The sequence below is a fragment of the Ferrovibrio sp. genome (assembly GCF_041906005.1).
GTDB lineage: Bacteria > Pseudomonadota > Alphaproteobacteria > Ferrovibrionales > Ferrovibrionaceae > Ferrovibrio.
On sequence record NZ_JAYRJY010000001.1, the window covers coordinates 2,271,367 to 2,287,331 of the forward strand.

The following is a 15,965-nucleotide window of genomic DNA, read 5'->3' on the forward strand; positions in this document are numbered from 1 at the left end:
ACACCGCCGCCCGCCTCTGGCCAAGCGTGGCGGCATGGATTAGCCATTAACGACCAAGGGGCGGGAGAATTCATGCACGATCCGGAAAAGCTGCTGGTGGCCATGTTCGACGCGGCTCGCGCCGCCGCCGATCCGGCCATCTGCCTGCCGCCCCATCTGCCCAGTCCCCCGAAAGGCAAAACCGTCGTGGTGGGGGCCGGCAAGGCCGCCGCCAGCATGGCGCAGGCGCTGGAACGCCACTGGCCGCAGGATGCCCCGCTGGATGGCATCGTGGTCACGCGCTACGGCCACGACCTGCCCTGCGAGCGCATCGTGGTGGTGGAGGCCGCGCATCCGGTGCCCGATTCCGCCGGCGAGAAGGCGGCCGAGCTGATCCTGCACAAGGTGCGGGGGCTGGGGCCCGAGGATCTGGTGATCTGCCTGATCTCGGGTGGCGGCTCGGCCCTGCTGGCGCTGCCCGCGCCGGGACTGTCGCTGGCCGACAAACAGGCGGTGAATCAGGCATTGCTGAAATCGGGCGCCAACATCGCCGAAATGAACTGCGTGCGGAAGCATCTCTCCGCCATCAAGGGCGGGCGACTGGCGGCTGCCGCGGCGCCGGCGCGGCTGGTGTCGCTGCTGATCTCCGATGTGCCGGGCGACGATCCGGCGGTGATCGCTTCGGGCCCGACCGTGCCCGATCCCACCAGCTTCGCCGATGCCCGCGCGGTGATCGAGAAATACGACATCGACCTGCCGTCGGCGGTGCAGAAGCATCTGCAGGCCGGCAAAGGCGAAACGCCCAAGTCCGGCGATGCCGCCTTCGCCAACACGCAGACCATCCTGGTCGCCACGCCGCAGATGGCATTGGAGGCTGCCGCCAAGGTGGCGCACGCTGCCGGCATCAAACCGCTGATCCTGGGCGATGCCATCGAAGGTGAGGCGCGCGAAGTCGCCATCGTGATGGCCGGCATCGCGCGGCAGGTGCGCCGCCATGGCCAGCCGGCCGGCGCGCCCTGCGTGCTGCTGTCGGGCGGCGAAACGACGGTGACCGTTCGCGGCAAGGGGCGCGGCGGCCGCAATGCCGAATTCCTGTGCGCGCTGGCTGTGGCACTGGATGGCATGGAGAATATCTATGCGCTGGCCGCTGATACCGACGGTATCGACGGCAGCGAGGATAATGCCGGCGCCTGGCTGGCGCCCGACAGCATCCTGCGCGCGGCGCTCAAGGGCATCGACGCGAAAACCTGCCTGGCCGACAACGATGGCTATGGTTTCTTCCAGGCGGCCGGCGGCCTGGTCACCACCGGCCCGACGCTGACCAACGTCAACGATTTCCGCGCGATTCTGATTCTGTAGACTCGACAGGATATCGATGCCGCCGTCGTGGGGCTTGCCGGCGCTGCGACGGTCGTTTCTCATGTCCCAAAGCGAATCAGCCCAGACGGAGCAGGCCATGCATATCGAACCCGGCATCATCGACGCGGCCCGCCTCACCGGCGCCAATCTCGCTGCCGCTGGCCTCCTGGCAACCCAGGCGCGCGGCCTGATCCGCGCGCCGCACCACATCGTGCAGCAGGTGGTGAAGACCCTGCTGGCGGCATCGGTGTTTTCCGTGCTGATGCAGGTCTGGCACCTGCCGGTCGGACCCTCGGAACTGCACCTGATCGGCGCCACCACCGTTTACCTGCTGTTCGGCTTCACGCCTACGCTACTGGGTTTCGGCCTCGGCCTGCTGCTGCAGGCATTGCTGTTCGAACCGCAGGACCTGCTGCATCTGGGCGTCAACACGCTGTCGCTCGGCCTGCCGCTGGTCGCCATGCACGCTTCCTTCGGCCGCCGGCTCTTTGCGGTGAACGCCGCCGAACGCTTCACCCTGCTGCGCGTGCTGCGGCTGGATGCGGTCTATTATGCCGGCGTGGTGGCGATGGTCGGTTTCTGGCTGCTGCTGTCGTCCGACGCCTTCGCCGTGGCCGACTGGGCGCGCTGGGCCCTGGCCTATATGCCGGTCGTGCTGCTGGAGGCGATGCTGTCATTCATCGCCGTTACCGTGATCGGCCGCTGGCGCCGCCATGCCCCGGTGCAGCTTTATACCGAACTGGGCCGCCTGCATCTGGCCTGAAGCCGAAAGGCCGGGCCAGAACCGGGCTTGACCCGGCCGGCCGTCGCGTCATGCTGGCGGGACCTGATCTGATCGGTTCCGCCGGATGCCGCCCGTCTCTCTCCGTCTTCTCTTTCTGCTGCTGCCGCTGGTCTTCATGGCCGGCTGCCGCGAGATGCAGTCGGATTACCGGCGCCCGCCAGCCATGCCGCCCGCCGCGGTGGCCATGCCGGCCGGCATCGGGTTCAATCCCGGCGGGCCGGAACTTGCCAGCTATACCGATGCGACCGGCCAGTACCCGCTGGCCAGCCGCCGCACCTGGTGGCAGGCCAGCCACAGTGTCGACGGCTTTTCGCGGCTCGACCAGATACTGCCGGCCAACATGGTGGCAAAAGCCGATGCGCCCAGCCTATGGCGTCGCGCCGTCAGCGAGCCAACGATCACCTATGCCACCCAGCAGACCGGCAGTCGCCGTTTAACCATCGACGAGTATCTGGCGCGTAATCCCGCCACCGGCCTGCTGATCGCCCGGGGCGACACGATTCATGTCGAACGGTATCAGTATGGCCGCACCGATGTGCACCGGCTGACCTCCTTCTCCATGGCCAAGACGGTGACGGCGCTGCTGGTCGGCCTGGCCGTGGCCGATGGCGCCATCACCTCCATCGACGATCCGGCCGAGCGTTACGTGCCCGGCCTGAAAGACAGCGAATACGGCCGCACGCCGATCCGGCACCTGCTCACCATGTCGTCGGGCGTGCGGTTCGACGAGGATTATTCCGGCCGCGACGATGTCAGCCGCATGGTGGCCGCGATGATGTTCCCGCAGGCCACTGGCGGGCCGGCCGCCGTGCGGCAGTTCAACCAGCGCATCGCGCCGCCGGGCCAGCGCTGGTCCTATGCCTCGGCCGAGACGCAGGTGCTGGGCCTGGTGCTGCGGGCCGCGATCAAGCGGCCGATCACCGAGTATCTGTCCGAACGCATCTGGAAGCCGATCGGCGCGGAGTCTGATGCCAGCTGGGTGGTCGATGCCTCGGGGCAGGAAGCCACCTTTGCCTATTTCAATGCCGTGCTGCGCGACTATGCACGCCTTGGCATGCTGCTGGCCAACGGTGGAAAGGTGAGCGAACGGCAGGTGATACCGGCCGACTGGCTGCGCGAGATGACACGGGCGCATTTCACCAGCACGCAGACCGGCCGCTGGTTCGGCTATGGCTTCCAGACCTGGATATTCCCCGACAATGACGGCAGCTTCGCTTTGCTCGGCGTGCGCGGCCAGGCGATCTATGTCGATCCGGCGCGCCGGCTGGTTATGGTGCATACCGCCGTACGGCCGCAGGCGCGCGATCCCGGCGGCGCCGAAACCACGGCCCTGTGGCGCGGCGTGAAGGCGGCATTTCCGAAAGTATCGCCGTGAGGCGACGGCTGGCCCCGGTCGCGCGGGATACGCTATAGAAGGTTGGCGACAAGGAGCCTGTACAACCGTGACCGTGACCCTGGCCGATCTCAACCGCATGGCTGCTGCCGATTTTGTGGCGAGCTTAAGCAGCATCTTCGAGCATTCGCCCTGGGTGGCCGAGCGCGTGGCTGGCCGGCGGCCGTTTTCCAGCCTCGACAGCCTGCATGGCGGCATGGTGGAGGCGATGTGGGCGGCCAGCGACGCCGAGAAGATCAGCCTGCTGCGCGCCCATCCCCAGTTGGCCGGCAAGGAGGCCGAGGCCGGCACGCTGACTGCGCATTCGACGTCGGAGCAGGACAGCGTCGGCCTGACGCGCCTGAGCGCGGAGGAGAAAGCCAGGATCGTGCAGCTCAATGCCGCCTATCTGGACAAACACGGTTTCCCGTTCATCATCGCGGTGAAGCTGCGCACCAAGGCGCAGATATTCGCCGCCTTCGAACAGCGGATCGGCAACGATCGCGTCATTGAGTTCACTACGGCGCTGTCGGAGGTGGGCAAGATCGCCCGTATCCGGCTCGAAGCGCTGCTGGGCCAGTAAGGGAGATTACGATGGGCCGCCTGAGCACCCATGTTCTGGACACCATGCACGGCAAGCCGGCCGCCGGCGTGGCCGTGGAGCTTTATGCACTGGAGGGCGAAACGCGCCGTCTGGTGAAAAAGGTCGTCACCAACGCCGATGGCCGCACCGACGCGCCGTTGCTGATCGGCGAGGAATTCAAGCCCGGCCAGTATGAACTGGTGTTCCAGGCCGGCGATTATTTCCGCAAGGCCGGCGTGGCGCTGCCGCAGCCGGCCTTCCTCGATACCGTGCCGATCCGTTTCGGCCTGGCGGAACCCGACGGGCATTATCACGTTCCGCTGCTGGTTTCGCCCTGGAGCTTCTCGACCTATCGGGGGTCCTGACCATGACCGACCATGCCGCCTTCATGCGCCGCGCGATTGATTTGAGCCGCGAACACATGAATGCCGGCCATGGCGGGCCGTTCGGCGCCGTGGTGGTGCTGGATGGCGCAATCGTCGGCGAGGGCTGGAACCGCGTTACCTCGACAAACGATCCCACCGCCCATGCCGAGGTGACGGCGATCAGGGAAGCCTGTGCGCAACTCGGGCGCTTCGATCTGAAAGGCGCGGTGCTCTATACCAGTTGCGAACCCTGCCCGATGTGTCTGGCCGCCACCTACTGGGCGCGCATAGACACCGTCTATTACGCCAACGAACAGGCCGATGCGGCGGCGATCAATTTCGACGATGCCTTCCTCTACCGCCAGCTCGCGCTGCCGCGCGAACGCCGCACCATGAAATGCGAACAGATCCTGCGCGACGAGGCGCTGGTCGTGTTCCGCGAATGGGACGCCAAGGCGGACAAGATTCCGTACTGACAGTCCGGCCTAGTCCAGCTTGGCGCCGGCGGCGATCCAGGCGCCGAGGATGGCGCGTTCTTCATCCGTGATTTCGGTGGCATTGCCCGGCGGCATGGCTTCGCTGCGCACCGCCTGCTGATTGATCAGAGCGGCGAAGCGGCGCATCTGCTCGGGCGTTTCCAGCATCACACCCTTGGGTGCCTCGGCGATGCCGTCAAAGGTGGGGCGCGCGGCATGGCAGGCGACGCAACGTGCCGCCACGATTTTCTGCGCATCCTCAACGGTCGCGCCGCCCGCCAGCGCCTTGTGGCGCGGGTCCCACTGGCTGAAGAACACCAGGCCCACCACCAGCAGGAAAGCCACGGCGAGGAATTCGTAGCGTGTGCCACGGCCCTGGTTCTTCAGGTTGAAGAAATGCCGCACCAGGCCGCCGATGATCATCACCACGGCCAGGATCACCCAGCCATAGGGATGGCCGTAGGTGACCGGATAATGGTTGCTGATCATGGCGAACAGCACCGGCAGGGTCAGGTAGTTGTTGTGCAGCGAACGCTGCTTGGCCTGCTTGCCATAGCTCGGGTCCGGTACCTGGCCGGCCAGCATCTGCGCCACCGCCTTGCGCTGGTTGGGGATGATGTTGTGCGCCACGTTGGCGGTCATGATCGTGCCGATCAGCGCGCCGACATGCAGATAGGCGGCGCGTGCCGAAAACACCTGGGTATAGCCCCAGGCGGCAGCGACCAGCAGCACAAAGCCGACAACGGCCAAGGCCGCATCGTTCTTGCCCAGCGGCGATTTGCACAGCCGGTCGTAGATCACCCAGCCCAGCACCAGCGAGGCGACGCTTAAGGAGATGGCTTCCCAGCGGCCCATCGGCAGCACCTTGGCGTCGATCAGGTAGAGGTCGGCGCCGACGTAATACAGCGCGCCGAGCAGGAAGAAACCCGACAGCCAGGTGAAATAGGATTCATACTTGAACCAGTGCAGCTCCTTGGGCAGCTGCGGCGGGGCGACCGAGTATTTCTCGGTGAAATAGAAGCCGCCGCCATGGATCAGCCAGGCCTGGCCCAGCACGCCCGGCTGCTGGTCGATGCCTTTGCGCAGGGAGTTGTCGAGCCAGACGAAGAAGAATGACGAACCGATCCAGGCGATGCCGAAGATCAGGTGCATCCAGCGCAGCACCAGATTGAGCCATTCCAGGGCCAGGTCGATCATGTTTTCCCCTCAGGTCCGCGCCGGAAGCGGTGTTGTGCGGCGCGGCAGCGGGTTCAAGCCGTAACGAGCGGGGGCAGGATCGTCAACCCGGATTGTGTACAATTTTACCGGCTGGGCTGCCCGCGTCGGCCCCGATGCCGGCCTGGTCAGCGCGGCGGCACCGGCACGGGCAGGCCCGGCACGTTGCAGGTGATGATCCGCACGATGCGGCCATCGCTGTCGCGCAAGGGCAGCACGATGCGATCCCAGTTGTTGATGGTGATCTCCATCGGCATCTCGTGCCAGGTGTAGAGCGGCTCCGGACGCAGCAGCATGGCGCGGTAGGTGGCGATATAGAAATTGCTGGCCAGCGAGCCGGTGACGATATCGGACGTGCGTTTGCCGGTCATGTCGAAGCCGGCGATGCGGGCCACCTCGCTGCCATAGAGGCGATAGCGGTAATCCGCGCCGTCATCCAGGATATCGAGCAGAAGGATGTAGCCCAGCGCCGGCCGCAATTCGAAGGGATCGATATGCTCCGGCCGCACGCTGCCATGGCGCTCGCGCAGGGCCTGCCAGTGCCGCAGCAGGAAGGGCAACTGTTCGGTCGGCAGGTCGTCGGGCGCCGGATTCCAGCGCACCACGGGCGGCCGCAGACCCAGGGCCAGGAAAGGGGCGGCCAGCTTTGTCTGTCCGCCTTCCACCAGTTCGTCACGCATGGCATCGATGACCGCCAAGTCGCTCACAGGGCTCTCCCTTGTTGCGGATCCAGCTTGGCGGTCTTGCCGATAAGCCGCAAGAGGCGGTCAGTTCAGGTGGCGTGGCGGTTTGGGTGCCAGTTGCGCCAGCATGGCGCGCACGCCATCCAGATGCGGATTGAGGTTAAGGGCCGCGACGAAGGCTTCGATGGCGGCGGCGATTTCGCCCTGACGCAGACAAATCTGGGCAAAGCCGCAGATGGCGCCGAAATGGCGCGGTTCCAGTTCCAGGGTGCGGTGGATATCGGCGATGCTCTGCAGGTCGCGCTGCGCCAGGTAATGCAGGGTAGCGCGCTTGTTCCAGGCTTCGGCCCAGTCAGGCGCAGTGTCGATCAGGGCGTCGAGAATCGTTTTGCCTTCAGCCAGGCGACGCCGTGCGATCGCGGAAATGGCGCGCTGCATGCGGGCCTCCAGCGCGGCATCACCATGGCTGGTCCAGATTGCCCAGATTTCATCCTCGATTTCATGGGCCGGTCGCGGTGGCGGAACGGCCTGCAACGCCACGAACAGGGTGGCCAGGCGGCCGTGGTGCGGCATGTCCACCTGCGCGGGTGGGCGCAGGATCAGCTTCAGCGTATCGGCAACCAATTGCAGCATGGCGGTTGAAGCCTGCGGAATTTTCCGAATCCGGCTGGTCGGCCCGGGGTTCCGGCCTATCACTTAGTCTGCACGCGCCGGGAGACGAGGGCATGCGGTTTGCTTTCCATATGATCGCCTGTTTGTTGCTGGCCTGTGTCGCGCAGCCGGCACAGGCAAAGGATACGCGGGCCAGCGAGGATGTCTGGCAGGCTTTGCGCGCCGGGCGCGCCGTGGCGGTGATGCGCCATGCCCTGGCGCCGGGCACCGGCGATCCGCCCGGTTTCTGGCTCGATGACTGCGCCACGCAGCGCAATCTCTCGGCCGAAGGCCGCGCCCAGGCGCGGCGCGTTGGCGCGGCGTTGCGCGCCAATGGCATCGCGGCGGCCATGGTGAAAAGCAGTGCCTGGTGCCGTGCGCGAGACACCGCAAGCGAACTCGGCCTCGGGCCGGTGGAGACCGAACCTTCGCTGAATTCCTTTTTCGGCGAGTCCAGCCGCGCGCCGGCCCAGATGGCGGCGTTGCGTGCCGCGATCGCCGCGCTGCCGCGCGACAGGCCGGCGGTGCTGGTGACGCATCAGGTGGTGGTCACCGCGCTGAGCGGCATCTATCCGCAAAGCGGCGAGATGGTGGTGCTGGCACGCGACGGGCTGGCCGTGCTGGGGCGCATTCCGGTACCCTGACGTCACTCATAATGTTCGATGGTCAGCGTGACGTGGTCGGCGACGAAGCGCGCCCGCACGAATTCCACCGGCTTGCCTTGCGGATCGACATTGACGGTTTCGGTCACCAGGATCGGGCGGGTGCGCGGCAGGTCGGCCAGCCGGGCATCGCCGGCGCTGATCAGCTTGGCCGAAACGCGTGTGCTGCGGCGGCGATAATCATTGATGCCGACGGCTTTCAGCGCCGCAGTGATGCTGCCCTCGCGGGCGAAATGCTCAGGCATGTCGGGGAAGCGCCCGACCGGGAAATAATGGCTGCTGACGCCGACCGGCTTGCCGTCGGCCTTGTTCAGCGTCTCGATCTGCCAGAGCGGTGCGCCGGTGGGAATGCCCAATGCGCGGGCGATGTCGGCCGGGGCGGCCACCTGCTCGGCGAAGATCATCTCCCGCGTCGGTTTCTTCTGCATGGTCTGCAGGTTTTCGGTGAAGCGCGTGCGCGGGCCCAGCATGTATTCGAAACTGTCCTCGGCCACGAACATGCCGCGGCCCTGTTCGATGCTGACCAGGCCGGTCTCGGCCAGGCGGTTCATTGCCTGGCGCACCGTGTGCCGGTTGACGCCGAAACTCTGCGCCAGCTGCTTCTCGGTCGGCAATTGCACGCCCGGCTGGTAATCGCCGCGCCGGATCGCCTGTTCCATCGCCGCCGCGATCTGGCGCCAGACTGCCATGCCGCTGCCGCGCTCGATGGGACCGGGTTCGGTCATGCCGGATTCGGCTTTGCCGTGTTCAGCTTTGCCATGTTCAGCTTTGCCTGTCGGGTCGGTCATAAAAGCTTCTCCGAAACGTGGCTTGATGGGGCGGCGATACTGGGATAGACATATAGATGTCTAGACGAATTTAGACCCTTGCGCAAGAGGTCCAGATGACCCCCCAGCCTTCCAACGGACAAACCGGCGCCGCCGAACAGGACGCGCGCCGCCGTCGCCTCAGCCTGCTGGCCCGCGCCGACCGCCAACGGCTGGAAGCCGCGTGGGAAAGCCTGGAGCCCAAGCCGGCCTTCCGCCGCCTCAAGCTGCCCGAGACGGGCCTGGCGATGGTGCGGGCGCGGGCCGGCGGCAACGGCCAGCGCTTCAATCTGGGCGAGATGACGCTGACGCGTTGCGTGGTGGCACTGGAAGAGGGCGGCAGCGGGAACAGCATCATGGGCGTGGGTTATGTCGCCGGGCGCGACAAGCGCCGCGCCGAGCTGGCGGCGCTGTTCGATGCGCTGGCCCAGCAGCCACAGCATGCCGCGATGGTCGAGGCTGCGTTGCTCACCCCCACGCAGGATGACGCAGCGGCGGCCCGGCAGGCGCGCGCGGCGAAGGTGGCGGCCACCAAGGTCGATTTTTTCACGCTGGTGCGCGGCGAGGACTGAGGCATGAACCCGATGCAGACAGATGTGCAAATCACGCCCCCCGCCGCCGGTTTCCATGACCCGGTGCAGCAGAGCCAGCAGGCATTCCGTGTGCTGCTGGATGCCATGGCGCGGCCCGGCCGCGTGCTGGAGCTGAGCGATGAATGCGGCCGCCCTGAAGGTCTTTCGCCCGTGCTGGCGGCCGGCCTGCTCACGCTGGCCGATCTCGATACGCCCGTGTGGCTGGGGGCTGGCTTCGATACCGATGCGGTGAAGGCTTGGCTGCGTTTCCATACCGGCGCCCCGCTGGCCGCCAGACCCGATCAGGCTGCGCTGGCATTGCTGGATGCGGCGCATGTGCCGGCGCTGGACAGTTTCGGCCTGGGCAGCGACGAGGCGCCCGAGCGCGGCGCCACATTGCTGGTGCAGGCGCCGTCGCTGACTGGTGCCGCCGCCATGACCTGGCGCGGACCCGGCATCAGGGAGAGCGTGACGATGCCGTTCTGCGGGTTGGACGTAGCCCTGTGGCGTCAGCGCGCGCAGCTTGCATCGGTATTTCCGCGCGGACTCGACATCTATCTCGGTTGCGGCCGGCAGGTGATCGGCCTGCCGCGCAGCACGACGATTTCCTTCGGGGAGGCCTGATCATGTATGTGGCCGTGAAAGGTGGCGAAACCGCCATCGAAAATGCCCATGCGTTGCTGGCGGAAGATCGCCGCGGCGCTGCGGCTGTGCCTGAGCTGAGCGTGGACCAGATCCGTGAGCAGCTTTCCCTCGGCGTCGACCGCGTGATGACCGAAGGCTCGGTCTACGATCCCGAACTGGCCGCGCTGGCGCTGAAGCAGGCGCGCGGCGACCAGGTGGAAGCCATCTTCCTGCTGCGCGCCTATCGCACGACCTTGCCGCGCCTGGCGGTCTCGCTGCCCATCGACACGGCGAAGATGCAGGTGTCGCGCCGCATCTCCTCCTGCTTCAAGGATCTGCCGGGCGGGCAATTGCTCGGCCCCACCTTCGACTACACCCATCGCCTGCTGGATTTCAGCCTGCTGGCCAATGGCGAGGCACCGGACATGGCGGCGCGCGGCGAACTGGCCGCCGAGTTGCCGCAGGTGGTCGACCTGCTGAACGCCGAGGGCCTGATCGAACAGGAAACGCCCGATGCCGATGATGCGCCAGTGGGCGATCTGACGCGCGAGCCGCTGATGTTTCCGGCCGGCCGCGATGTGCGGCTGCAGAACCTGGCCCGCGCCGATGAAGGCTATCTGCTTGCTTTGGGCTATTCCACCCAGCGCGGTTACGCCAAGTCGCATCCCTTCGTGGGCGAAATTCGCTCGGGCGAAGTGAGCGTCGAGATCGAAATCCCAGAACTGGGCCTGGTGGTCGATATCGCCGATATCACGGTGACGGAATGCCAGATGATCAACCAGTTCAAGGGCTCGAAAAGCGAAAAGCCGAAATTCACCCGCGGTTATGGCCTGGCTTTCGGCTATGCCGAGCGCAAGGCGATGGCGATGTCGCTGGTCGACCGCAGCCTGCGCGCGCAGGAGCTGGGCGAGGACCTGACCGCGCCGGCGCAGGATGCCGAATTCGTGCTCTATCACGCCGACAATGTGGAAGCCTCGGGTTTTGTGCAGCATCTGAAACTGCCGCATCACGTGGATTTCCAGTCGGAGTTGACGCTGGTGCGCATGATGCGGGCCGAGATCGAGGCTGCCGAAGCCGGTGCCGGCGCACCGCAAGCCGAATTCGAGGAGGCCGCGCAATGAACCTGCAGCAGGATTACGCCGCCAGCGCGGCGCAGGCGCCGCTGGCGGGTTATAACTTCGCCTTCCTGGACGAACAGACCAAGCGCATGATCCGCCGCGCCATCCTCAAGGCCGTGGCGATCCCGGGTTATCAGGTCCCGTTCGGCAGCCGCGAGATGCCGCTGCCCTATGGCTGGGGCACCGGCGGCATGCAGGTGACGGCTGCGGTGATCGGCGGCAACGATGTGCTGAAGGTGATCGACCAGGGCGCCGACGACACCACCAATGCCGTGTCGATCCGCCGCTTCTTCGTGCGCATGACCAACGTGGCCACCACCGAGAAGACGCGGGAGGCGACGCTGATCCAGACGCGCCACCGCGTGCCGGAAACGCCGCTGCAGGAAGGCCAGATCCTGGTCTATCAGGTGCCGATCCCCGAGCCTTTGCGCTGGCTGGAACCGCGCGAGACCGAGACGCGCAAGATGCACGCGCTGTCGGAATACGGTGTGATGCATGTGAAGCTGTATGAGGACATCTCGCAGCACGGCCATATCTCGACCACCTACGATTATCCGGTGCTGGTGAATGGCCGTTACATGATGCGCTGCTCGCCGATCCCGAAATTCGACACGCCCAAGCTGCACATGAATGCCGCCCTGCAGCTGTTCGGTGCCGGCCGTGAGAAGCGCATCTATGCCGTGCCGCCTTATACCGACGTCAAGCCGCTGGATTTCGACGACCATCCCTTCGAGATCGAACGCTGGCCGGAAGCCTGCGCGTTGTGCGGATCGCATGACAGTTTCCTCGACGAGGTGATCCTCGACGACAAGGGTGGGCGCATGTTCGTCTGTTCGGATACCGACTATTGCGGCGAGCGCCAGGCGGCCGGCCATCGCGGCCACATGGCCGCCCCTTATAAGGAGGCTGCGGAATGACCGGGACGCAGGTGACCGAGATGCCGTTGCTCAGCATCGAGGGGCTGAACAAGAGCTTTGGCCGCCAGGCGGCCTGTCGCGACGTGACGTTCGAACTCTGGCCCGGCGAAGTGCTGGGCATCGTAGGCGAGTCCGGTTCGGGCAAGTCCACCCTGCTCAATGCCATTGCCGGCCGTGTCGGCATCGATTCGGGCCGCGTGCTCTATCGCACGGCTGACGAGCGGATCGTCGACCTGGCCGCCGCGCCGGAATCCCAGCGCCGCCAGCTGATGCGCACCGAATGGGGCTTCGTGCAGCAGCATGCCCGCGACGGCCTGCGCATGGATTTCTCGGCTGGCGCCAATATCGGCGAGCGCCTGATGGCCCTGGGTCAGAAGCATTACGGCTCTCTGCGCGAAACCGCGCTGGACTGGATGCAGGCGGTGGAAATCCCGCCCGAACGCGTCGACGATCTGCCGCGCACCTTTTCGGGCGGCATGCAGCAGCGCCTGCAGATCGCCCGCAACCTGGTGACCCGCCCGCGTATCGTGCTGATGGACGAGCCGACCGGCGGACTGGATGTCTCGGTGCAGGCCCGTCTGCTCGATCTGCTGCGCCGCCTGGTGCAGGAATACAATGTGGCGGTGATCGTGGTGACCCACGATCTGGGCGTCGCCCGCCTGCTGGCGCATCGCCTGATGGTGATGCGGCGCGGCCAGGTGGTTGAGGCCGGCCTGACCGACCAGTTGCTCGACGATCCGCAGCATGCCTATACGCAACTGCTGGTCTCGTCCGTGCTCAGCGTGTGAGGCCGCCATGGATATGATCCGCGTCGAAAATCTCGACAAGACTTTCACCCTGCATCTGCGTGGCGGCGTGGCCCTGCCGGTGCTGCGCGGCACGTCTTTGACCGTCGCGGCCGGCGAATGCGTCACCCTGCACGGCCCCTCGGGCGCCGGCAAATCGACCTTGCTTCGCTCGATCTACGGCAATTACCGGCCGCAGCACGGCCGCATCCTGATCCGCCATGATGGCGATCTGGTGGATATCGTCAGCGCCGCGCCGCGCACGGTGCTGGAGATCCGGCGCCGCAGCCTGGGTTACGTGACGCAGTTCCTGCGCGTGATCCCGCGCGTCTCGACGCTGGATATCGTGGCCGAGCCTTTGCTGGCGCGCGGCGTGGCCGATGCCCAGGCACGGGAGCGGGCGGCCGAGCTGCTCACCCGCCTGCAGATCGCCGAGAAGATGTGGAGTCTGCCGCCCTCCACCTTCTCGGGCGGCGAGCAGCAGCGCATCAACATCGCCCGCGGTTTCGCGGCTGACTACCCGATCCTGCTGCTGGACGAGCCGACAGCCTCCCTGGACGAGCAGAATCGCAAAATTGTCATAAATCTGATCGATGATGCGCGTCGGCGCGGCACCGCCATCGTCGCCATCGTGCATGATGCGGAAACCCGCGCCGCGATCACCACCCGTCTGTTGCCGTTGCAAGCCCATGGAGTTGCGGCATGAGTCCTGAACTGGTCATCACCAATGCCCGTATCGTCGGCCGCGACGCCGAAATCCCCGTCGGCAGCCTGCAGGTGCGCGACGGTGTGATCGCTGATATCGATACCGGCCGCCTGCCTGTGGCGAATGCCATCGATTTCGGCGGCGATTACCTGCTGCCCGGCCTGGTCGAACTGCATACCGACAATCTGGAGAAACATTTCGCTCCGCGCCCCGGCGTGCGCTGGCCTGGCAAGCTGGCGGTGATCAGCCACGATGCCCAGGTGGCCGCCGCCGGCATCACCACCGTGCTGGATGCCATCGCCGTGGGCGATGTGCGCGACGGTTCGGTGCGCATGGAAATCCTGCGCGACATGATCGCCGCCATCGAAGCCAGCCAGAAGGAAGGCATGCTGCGTGCCGAGCATTTGCTGCATCTGCGCTGTGAGGTGTCGTTCGGGTCGCTGATGGATCTGATCGAGCCAATGTCGCATTTGAGCTGGCTCAAGCTGGTTTCGGTGATGGATCACACACCCGGTCAGCGCCAGTTCGTCAAGCCCGAGAAGTATCGCGAATACTACCAGGGCAAGTTCGGCATGACCGACGAGCAAATGGACGCCTTCATGGCGACCCAGATCGCGGCGGCCGAGGCCCATGGCGCGAAGAATCGCCGTGCCCTGGTCGAGCTGTGCCGCGCCAAGGGCCTGCCGCTGGCCAGCCATGACGACGCCACGCCCGACCATGTGGCCGAGGCGGCCAGCGACGGCATGGTGGTGGCGGAATTCCCCACCACGTTTGAAGCGGCCGAGTTGTCGCGCCAGCATGGCATGCATGTGATGATGGGTGGCCCCAACCTTGTGCGCGGCGGCTCGCATTCGGGCAATATCTCGGCCCGCAGCCTGGCCGAGCGCGGCCATCTCGACATCATCTCGTCGGATTACGTGCCCAGCAGTATGATCCAGTCAGTATTCCTGCTGCCCAGGCAGGTGCCAGGCATCGACCTGCCCAAGGCCGTGGCGATGGCGGCGACCAATCCGGCCGAATCGATTGGCCTGACCGATCGCGGCGTGATCGAACCGGGCAAGCGCGCCGACCTGCTGCGTGTCAGCCTGATCGACGATACGCCGGTGGTGCGCGCGGTCTGGCGCGCCGGCCAGCGCGTGATGTAAGCTCGAAAGGTATCGCCATGCAGATCGTCGACCAGATCATCACCCTGCTGGAACAGGCCGGCGCCGAGCGCTACGGCATGGAAGCCGTCAGCCAGCTCGAACATGCGCTGCAATGTGCCATGCATGCCGAACGCATGGGCTCGACTCCGGAGCTGATCACGGCGGCCCTGCTGCATGATATCGGCCATCTTGTCGGTGCGGGCGACGAGGGCCTGGCCGAGCAGGGCGTCGATGCCCGCCACGAGGATGTCGCGGCCGAATGGCTGGGTCGCTATTTTCCCGATGCGGTGGTCGAGCCGGTGCGGTTGCATGTGGATGCCAAGCGGTATCTCTGCCGGGCCGAGCCTGCCTACTGGGCCGGCCTGTCGCCCGCCTCGAAAACCAGCCTGGAGGTGCAGGGCGGCATCTACGGCGAGGCCGAGGCCGCCGGCTTCATGGCGCGGCCTTTCGCGGCGGATGCCGTGAACCTGCGCCGCTGGGACGATGCCGCCAAGTCGCCGCGGCTCAAGACCCCCGATCTGGCACATTACCGCCCGATCATCGAAGCCGCGCTGAAGGCTGCCTGAAGATATGGGCAGAGGTGGCCGTCTTGTGCTTGTCGTCGGTCCCAGTGGGGTCGGCAAGGACAGCGTGCTGGACGGCGCCCGCGCAGCCCTGAAAGATAATCCCGATGTGGTATTCCCGCGCCGCGTGGTGACGCGCGCGCCGGGCCTGGGCGGCGAGGATTACATCCCGGCCACAGAGTCCGATTTCGCTGCCCAGGCCCAGCGCGGCGGCTTCGCGCTGCACTGGCCGGCCCATGGCCTGCATTACGGCATTCCGAAAAGCATCGATGGCGATCTGGCCGCCGGCCGGCAGGTGGTGGTGAATGTCTCGCGCGGCAGCATCGACGAGGCGCGGCGCAAATACCCCGGCCTGCTGGTGATCGGCATCACGGCCTCGCCCGAGGTGCTGCGGCGCCGGCTGGAGCAGCGCGGCCGCGAAAGCCCCGCCGAAATAGAAGAGCGCCTCGGCCGCGCCGCCGCCTTCAGGCTGCAGGGCGACGACGTGGTCATCCTCAATAACGACGGCGCACTGGCCGACACCGTGCAGGCCTTCCTCGCCCTGCTGCAAAAGCCGGTCTGATCCGGCATACTGGCGGCCATCTCTCGCTGGAGTCGCCG

At 66.2% G+C, this 15,965-nt stretch carries 20 protein-coding genes; 16 read left to right on the forward strand and 4 right to left on the reverse strand.

Annotated elements, in window-relative coordinates:
- The first annotated feature begins 72 nt into the window (after positions 1-72).
- The 6 genes from ACE3OO_RS11080 to ACE3OO_RS11105 all read left to right on the forward strand — a co-directional run bounded on the left by ACE3OO_RS11080 (position 73) and on the right by ACE3OO_RS11105 (position 4,918).
- Positions 73-1,338 carry a glycerate kinase gene (locus ACE3OO_RS11080; protein ID WP_374302785.1) on the forward strand — a complete coding sequence of 422 codons (1,266 nt, stop codon included), beginning with the start codon at positions 73-75 and terminating at the stop codon, positions 1,336-1,338.
- A 97-nt stretch (positions 1,339-1,435) separates the two neighbouring features.
- On the forward strand, positions 1,436-2,101 hold the full coding sequence (locus ACE3OO_RS11085; RefSeq protein ID WP_374302787.1) for an energy-coupling factor ABC transporter permease: 666 nt from the start codon (positions 1,436-1,438) through the stop codon (positions 2,099-2,101).
- An 85-nt stretch (positions 2,102-2,186) separates the two neighbouring features.
- Entirely contained in the window at positions 2,187-3,497 is a 1,311-nt protein-coding gene (locus tag ACE3OO_RS11090; RefSeq protein ID WP_374302789.1) for a serine hydrolase domain-containing protein, read from the forward strand.
- A 67-nt stretch (positions 3,498-3,564) separates the two neighbouring features.
- Positions 3,565-4,077 carry a 2-oxo-4-hydroxy-4-carboxy-5-ureidoimidazoline decarboxylase gene (uraD, locus tag ACE3OO_RS11095; protein WP_374302791.1) on the forward strand — a complete coding sequence of 171 codons (513 nt, stop codon included), beginning with the start codon at positions 3,565-3,567 and terminating at the stop codon, positions 4,075-4,077.
- A gap of 11 nt (positions 4,078-4,088) precedes the next feature.
- A complete protein-coding gene (uraH, locus tag ACE3OO_RS11100; protein ID WP_374302793.1) occupies positions 4,089-4,442 on the forward strand; it encodes a hydroxyisourate hydrolase in 354 nt (117 codons plus the stop codon).
- A 2-nt stretch (positions 4,443-4,444) separates the two neighbouring features.
- A complete protein-coding gene (locus ACE3OO_RS11105) occupies positions 4,445-4,918 on the forward strand; it encodes a nucleoside deaminase (protein ID WP_374302795.1) in 474 nt (157 codons plus the stop codon).
- A gap of 9 nt (positions 4,919-4,927) precedes the next feature.
- On the opposite strand, the gene ACE3OO_RS11110 is transcribed toward ACE3OO_RS11105, so the two are convergent.
- The 3 genes from ACE3OO_RS11110 to ACE3OO_RS11120 form a co-directional block, all read right to left on the reverse strand.
- Entirely contained in the window at positions 4,928-6,115 is a 1,188-nt protein-coding gene (locus ACE3OO_RS11110; RefSeq protein ID WP_374302797.1) for a urate hydroxylase PuuD, read from the reverse strand.
- 146 nt (positions 6,116-6,261) lie between these two features.
- Positions 6,262-6,840 (reverse strand): PAS domain-containing protein, encoded by a 579-nt coding sequence (locus ACE3OO_RS11115; protein ID WP_374302799.1) that lies wholly within the window; start codon positions 6,838-6,840, stop codon positions 6,262-6,264.
- Positions 6,841-6,900: 60 nt separating this feature from the next.
- Positions 6,901-7,449, reverse strand: a complete 549-nt coding sequence (locus ACE3OO_RS11120) for a tetratricopeptide repeat protein (protein WP_374302801.1) — start codon at positions 7,447-7,449, stop codon at positions 6,901-6,903.
- 92 nt (positions 7,450-7,541) lie between these two features.
- Here ACE3OO_RS11120 and ACE3OO_RS11125 point away from each other — a divergent pair, with 92 nt between their 5' ends.
- Complete coding sequence (locus ACE3OO_RS11125) at positions 7,542-8,111, forward strand: histidine phosphatase family protein (RefSeq protein WP_374302803.1); 570 nt, start codon at positions 7,542-7,544, stop codon at positions 8,109-8,111.
- 2 nt (positions 8,112-8,113) lie between these two features.
- Here the strand turns inward: ACE3OO_RS11125 and phnF are convergent, their stop codons facing one another.
- Entirely contained in the window at positions 8,114-8,917 is an 804-nt protein-coding gene (gene phnF, locus ACE3OO_RS11130; protein ID WP_374302805.1) for a phosphonate metabolism transcriptional regulator PhnF, read from the reverse strand.
- A 95-nt stretch (positions 8,918-9,012) separates the two neighbouring features.
- On the opposite strand from phnF, the gene phnG reads away from it, so the two are divergent.
- The 9 genes from phnG to phnN are packed head-to-tail and all read left to right on the forward strand — an operon-like array spanning position 9,013 to position 15,927.
- Positions 9,013-9,507 (forward strand): phosphonate C-P lyase system protein PhnG, encoded by a 495-nt coding sequence (gene phnG / locus ACE3OO_RS11135; protein WP_374302807.1) that lies wholly within the window; start codon positions 9,013-9,015, stop codon positions 9,505-9,507.
- Positions 9,508-9,531: 24 nt separating this feature from the next.
- The gene (gene phnH, locus ACE3OO_RS11140) at positions 9,532-10,131 is read left to right on the forward strand and encodes a phosphonate C-P lyase system protein PhnH (protein ID WP_374302809.1); all 600 of its coding nucleotides are present in this window, start codon (positions 9,532-9,534) and stop codon (positions 10,129-10,131) included.
- Positions 10,132-10,133: 2 nt separating this feature from the next.
- On the forward strand, positions 10,134-11,252 hold the full coding sequence (locus ACE3OO_RS11145) for a carbon-phosphorus lyase complex subunit PhnI (protein ID WP_374302811.1): 1,119 nt from the start codon (positions 10,134-10,136) through the stop codon (positions 11,250-11,252).
- Entirely contained in the window at positions 11,249-12,166 is a 918-nt protein-coding gene (locus tag ACE3OO_RS11150; protein ID WP_374302813.1) for an alpha-D-ribose 1-methylphosphonate 5-phosphate C-P-lyase PhnJ, read from the forward strand. The genes ACE3OO_RS11145 and ACE3OO_RS11150 overlap by 4 nt, the downstream gene beginning before the upstream one ends.
- Before the next feature lie 20 nt (positions 12,167-12,186).
- Positions 12,187-12,954 carry a phosphonate C-P lyase system protein PhnK gene (phnK, locus tag ACE3OO_RS11155; protein WP_374304684.1) on the forward strand — a complete coding sequence of 256 codons (768 nt, stop codon included), beginning with the start codon at positions 12,187-12,189 and terminating at the stop codon, positions 12,952-12,954.
- Positions 12,955-12,961: 7 nt separating this feature from the next.
- The gene (gene phnL / locus ACE3OO_RS11160; RefSeq protein ID WP_374302815.1) at positions 12,962-13,657 is read left to right on the forward strand and encodes a phosphonate C-P lyase system protein PhnL; all 696 of its coding nucleotides are present in this window, start codon (positions 12,962-12,964) and stop codon (positions 13,655-13,657) included.
- A complete protein-coding gene (locus ACE3OO_RS11165) occupies positions 13,654-14,802 on the forward strand; it encodes an alpha-D-ribose 1-methylphosphonate 5-triphosphate diphosphatase (protein WP_374302817.1) in 1,149 nt (382 codons plus the stop codon). Before phnL ends, ACE3OO_RS11165 begins: the two co-directional genes overlap by 4 nt.
- Before the next feature lie 17 nt (positions 14,803-14,819).
- Complete coding sequence (locus ACE3OO_RS11170) at positions 14,820-15,368, forward strand: phosphonate degradation HD-domain oxygenase (RefSeq protein ID WP_374302819.1); 549 nt, start codon at positions 14,820-14,822, stop codon at positions 15,366-15,368.
- A gap of 25 nt (positions 15,369-15,393) precedes the next feature.
- Positions 15,394-15,927, forward strand: a complete 534-nt coding sequence (phnN, locus tag ACE3OO_RS11175; protein WP_374302821.1) for a phosphonate metabolism protein/1,5-bisphosphokinase (PRPP-forming) PhnN — start codon at positions 15,394-15,396, stop codon at positions 15,925-15,927.
- Positions 15,928-15,965 lie beyond the last annotated feature (38 nt).